The sequence below is a fragment of the Candidatus Pelagibacter sp. genome, from assembly GCF_052049815.1.
In the GTDB taxonomy this organism is placed as follows: domain Bacteria; phylum Pseudomonadota; class Alphaproteobacteria; order Pelagibacterales; family Pelagibacteraceae; genus Pelagibacter.
Genome location: NZ_JBNGZG010000061.1, coordinates 1 through 3,790 on the forward strand (window position 1 = coordinate 1; position 3,790 = coordinate 3,790).

6 protein-coding genes are annotated in these 3,790 nt (G+C 25.4%); 3 read left to right on the plus strand and 3 right to left on the minus strand.

The window, feature by feature from the left end; translation table 11 throughout:
* Positions 1-353 precede the first annotated feature (353 nt).
* The 3 genes from ACTT9D_RS06855 to ACTT9D_RS06865 are packed head-to-tail and all read right to left on the minus strand — an operon-like array spanning position 354 to position 1,288.
* The gene (locus tag ACTT9D_RS06855) at positions 354-629 is read right to left on the minus strand and encodes a methylated-DNA--[protein]-cysteine S-methyltransferase (RefSeq protein WP_440931038.1); all 276 of its coding nucleotides are present in this window, start codon (positions 627-629) and stop codon (positions 354-356) included.
* Entirely contained in the window at positions 610-1,047 is a 438-nt protein-coding gene (locus ACTT9D_RS06860; RefSeq protein WP_440931039.1) for a GNAT family N-acetyltransferase, read from the minus strand. Before ACTT9D_RS06860 ends, ACTT9D_RS06855 begins: the two co-directional genes overlap by 20 nt.
* A 40-nt stretch (positions 1,048-1,087) precedes the next feature.
* Positions 1,088-1,288 carry a DUF6356 family protein gene (locus tag ACTT9D_RS06865; RefSeq protein WP_440931040.1) on the minus strand — a complete coding sequence of 67 codons (201 nt, stop codon included), beginning with the start codon at positions 1,286-1,288 and terminating at the stop codon, positions 1,088-1,090.
* Between the two features lie 79 nt (positions 1,289-1,367).
* Between ACTT9D_RS06865 and ACTT9D_RS06870 the strand changes: the two genes are divergently transcribed.
* The 3 genes from ACTT9D_RS06870 to ACTT9D_RS06880 form a co-directional block, all read left to right on the plus strand.
* The gene (locus tag ACTT9D_RS06870; protein WP_440931041.1) at positions 1,368-2,321 is read left to right on the plus strand and encodes a site-specific integrase; all 954 of its coding nucleotides are present in this window, start codon (positions 1,368-1,370) and stop codon (positions 2,319-2,321) included.
* Positions 2,322-2,334: 13 nt separating this feature from the next.
* Complete coding sequence (locus tag ACTT9D_RS06875; RefSeq protein ID WP_440931042.1) at positions 2,335-3,027, plus strand: transaldolase family protein; 693 nt, start codon at positions 2,335-2,337, stop codon at positions 3,025-3,027.
* A 43-nt stretch (positions 3,028-3,070) separates the two neighbouring features.
* Positions 3,071-3,790 (plus strand): glycosyltransferase family 2 protein (locus ACTT9D_RS06880; protein ID WP_440931043.1); only part of this gene is annotated, 720 nt, incomplete at its 3' end.

The following is a 3,790-nucleotide window of genomic DNA, read 5'->3' on the forward strand; positions in this document are numbered from 1 at the left end:
ATAATTATAAAATTATAAAATATTAAATCAAAAAAAAATCATTAAAACTTAAAATACTTTCAAAAGTTCAAATTACCCAAAAAAACCAATAAATTTAAGGTTTTTTAACTATATGATTGACGCAAAAGCATATAAATAATCTCTTCAAAAAAGTGTTGATATTGATTGTTTATTAAGCTTTGCACTATGTGAATATAGCGTTTAATGCGCCATAGAACGCTCTAATTTGATATCTAGCTATTAAGTAGTACAACTGAAGGGTGAATTAAGCTATTTTAATTAAAAATAGGTTTTTTAGTTTAAAAAGCCTTATTTTATAGGCTTTTTAAGACTAAAAATACCTTAAAAATCCCTTAAATTTTAACTTTTTCAGATCTTAATAATTTTATTTTAGTCTTGATTCCACCCTTACCAGAATATCCTCCTAAACTTCCATCTGAGCGAATTACTCTATGGCAAGGTATTTTGGGAGGATAGGGGTTTTTACCCACTGCATTTGCGACTGCGCGATGAGCTTTTGGTTTTCCTATTGCTTTTGCTACTTGTAAATAGGTTCTAGTTTCACCTTTCGGTATTTTTTTCAAATAATTCCAAACTTTTATCTGAAATTTAGTCCCCTTTAAGCTCATATAACTCAAATCCTGTGTTTATTGCTATTTTATCGTATAGTTTTTTCGCATTTTCATTTGTGGAGTGGGTAATCCATCTAATTCCTTGCCAATTTTTTTCTTTTGATAGTCCTTTTAAATGATTTATTAGTTTTTGAGCTATTTTTTGTCGTCTATAATCTGGATTAACAAATAAATCGTCTAAAAATCCAACATAATGCCCCTTAATAGGTCTTGGCATTGTTCTAAAATGGGCTATTGCAATGACTTTTCCCTCTAACTCAAAACAAATGCCTTTAATTACATGGTTTTTATCATGTATCCAATTCCATAAAGTATCTAAAATATCCTGATTCATTGGAACTTTGTAAAACTTTGCATATCCACAATACAATTTTATCCAATTTTCTTTATCTTTTCGTTCCAAATATCTAATCATTTACTTTAATTAATTTAATTAAATTGTTGTTATTATTATTTTATCTGTTTTTGTTAATGAATTCATAAAGTTCTTTGATTTTATTACTAGCATCAGTTTGAAATATACCAGGAACTATACCGTGTAAAAGCGCCATCAAACCACCTGAAAGCATTTTAAATCCTACATTAGCAGCAATACTCATATGCTCGAAATAACTTTCATTTACTGAATTCAAATGTTTCTTAGATTCTTTAATCATAATTAATTAATTATTAGTATTGACTTCTAATTTCTATTAATATATTACTAACGATAATTAATGGTTATCAATAGTAATTATGAATAATTTAACTACAGACTTAAAAACTATTCAAGAAGAAACAGTTTTAAATTTAAAAGCATCTAAATCAACAAATACCGTAAGAGCTTACAAATCAGATTTTCATGACTTTGGTTTATTTTGTGTAAAAAATGGATTTAAATCAATGCCAGCAAATCCAAAAACTGTCTCACTTTATATGACTTATTTATCAACAAATGATAATAAAATTAGCACTATCAAGCGAAGATTAGTTTCTATAGGGTTGGTTCATAAGTTAAAAGGATTATATTTAGACACCAAACACCCTGCAATTGTTGAAAATTTAATGGGTATAAAGAGAAGAAAAGGTATAAAACAAAAAGGAAAAAAACCATTATTAATCAATAATTTGAAAATATTAATTAATGTAATAGATGAAGAAAAGGATAAACTTAAAATATTTAGAGACAGATCAATTATACTTCTAGGATTTGGAGGTGGATTTAGAAGAAACGAATTAGTATCTTTAGACTATGATGATCTTGATTTTGTAAATGAAGGATTAAAAATAAACATAAAAAGATCAAAAACTGATCAATTTGGAGAAGGAACAATCAAGGCACTACCCTATTTTGATAATTTCAAATATTGTCCCGTTAGATCAATTCAAGATTGGTTAAAAATAACAGAAATAAAAAAAGGGCCATTATTTAGAAAATTCCACAAAGGTATGAAATTATCAGAAATTAGATTATCAGACCAATCTGTTGCACTGATAATAAAAGAGTATTTAAAAAAAGCAGGTATTGATAATACAAATTATTCTGGCCACAGTTTAAGATCTGGATTTGCTACTTCTGCAGCAGAGGCTGGCGCCGAAGAAAGAAGTATAATGAGCATGACAGGTCATAAATCAACTGAGATGGTAAGGAGATATATTAAAGAAGCCAATTTATTTAAGAATAACGCCTTGAATAAAATAAAAATATGATAATAATTTATTAATGAAAATCTTTTGTGATAGTGCTGATTATAAAACATTTTTGAAATATAAAGATGATAAAAATGTAAAAGGATTTACAACAAACCCCAGTTTAATGAGATTAGCTGGTGCAAAAAATTATAAAGATTATTCCATAAAATTATTAAAAAATAGTAATTATAAACCAGTTTCTCTTGAAGTTTTTTCCGATAATCTAAACGAAATGTTCAATCAAGGTTTAAAAATAAATGATTGGGGTAAAAATGTATATGTAAAAATTCCAGTTGTTAATACAAAAGGTAAATTTACAGGTGATATTATAAAAAAACTCAATAATCATAAAGTTAAATTAAATATCACAGCAGTTTATACTTTTGATCAAGTTAAAAAAATTGTTAAATGTTTAGATAAAAAAACAAAGTCTATTATTTCAATTTTTGCTGGCAGAATGGGTGATCAATTAAAAGATCCAATACCAATTTTTAAAAAATCAATAAATTATACAAAAAAATATAAAAATATTGAAATTTTATGGGCAAGTACAAGAGAAACTTATAATTATCTGGAAGCAAAAAATTTAGGATGTGAAATAATAACAGCACCACCAAAAATAATTGAGCAAATCAAAAATTCAAAAAAAACTTTGAAAACATTAACAACAGATACAGTCAAAGGATTTTACAAAGATGCTTTGAAAAGTAACTTTAGAATCTGATTAATTAAAAAATAGTTTCAAATATCACAATGAATAGAAGAACATGAATATTTACGAAGATATAACTTTAATTATGGTAACTTATAGAAGTGAAGAGCTTATAAAAAAAAATTTAGATATTTTAAAAAATTTTAAACTAATCATTGTAGATAATTCTAATTCAAATAAATTAAAAACAATTGTTGAAAATTTTAAAAATATTAAGGTTATTATTTCCGAAAAAAATTTAGGATATGGTAAGGCAGCTAATCTAGGAATAAGTTATGCAAAAACCCCATTAATTCTAACTATTAATCCAGATCTTTTAATAACAGAAGATGGTGTAAAAAAATTAACGGAGGTATATTTAGAAAATATAGATAATGTAGGAATATTATCACCTTCTTTATATGATAATAATTTTAAGAGAAGAACAAATGGTGACATAGGATTTATAAACCAACTTAAAGGTAAAAAGGTCTCCAATAAAACAAATAATTATCCAGAGGGAAATACATGTTGTGAATTTTTAATTGGCTGTTGCTATCTCATTAATAGAAATCTTTTTTTAGATATAGGTGGTTTCGATGAAAATTTTTTTATGTATTATGAAGATAATGATCTGTGTGATCGAATAAAAAAAAAAGGAAAATATAATATGGAAGTTCCAAGTGTGAAGTTTATTCATCTTGAAAATTCATCCACAAAAAAAAATATTTTTACAAATTCAAAATTAGCTATAATTCATAAAATTTCTTGTTATTTATATATAAAAAAAAATTCA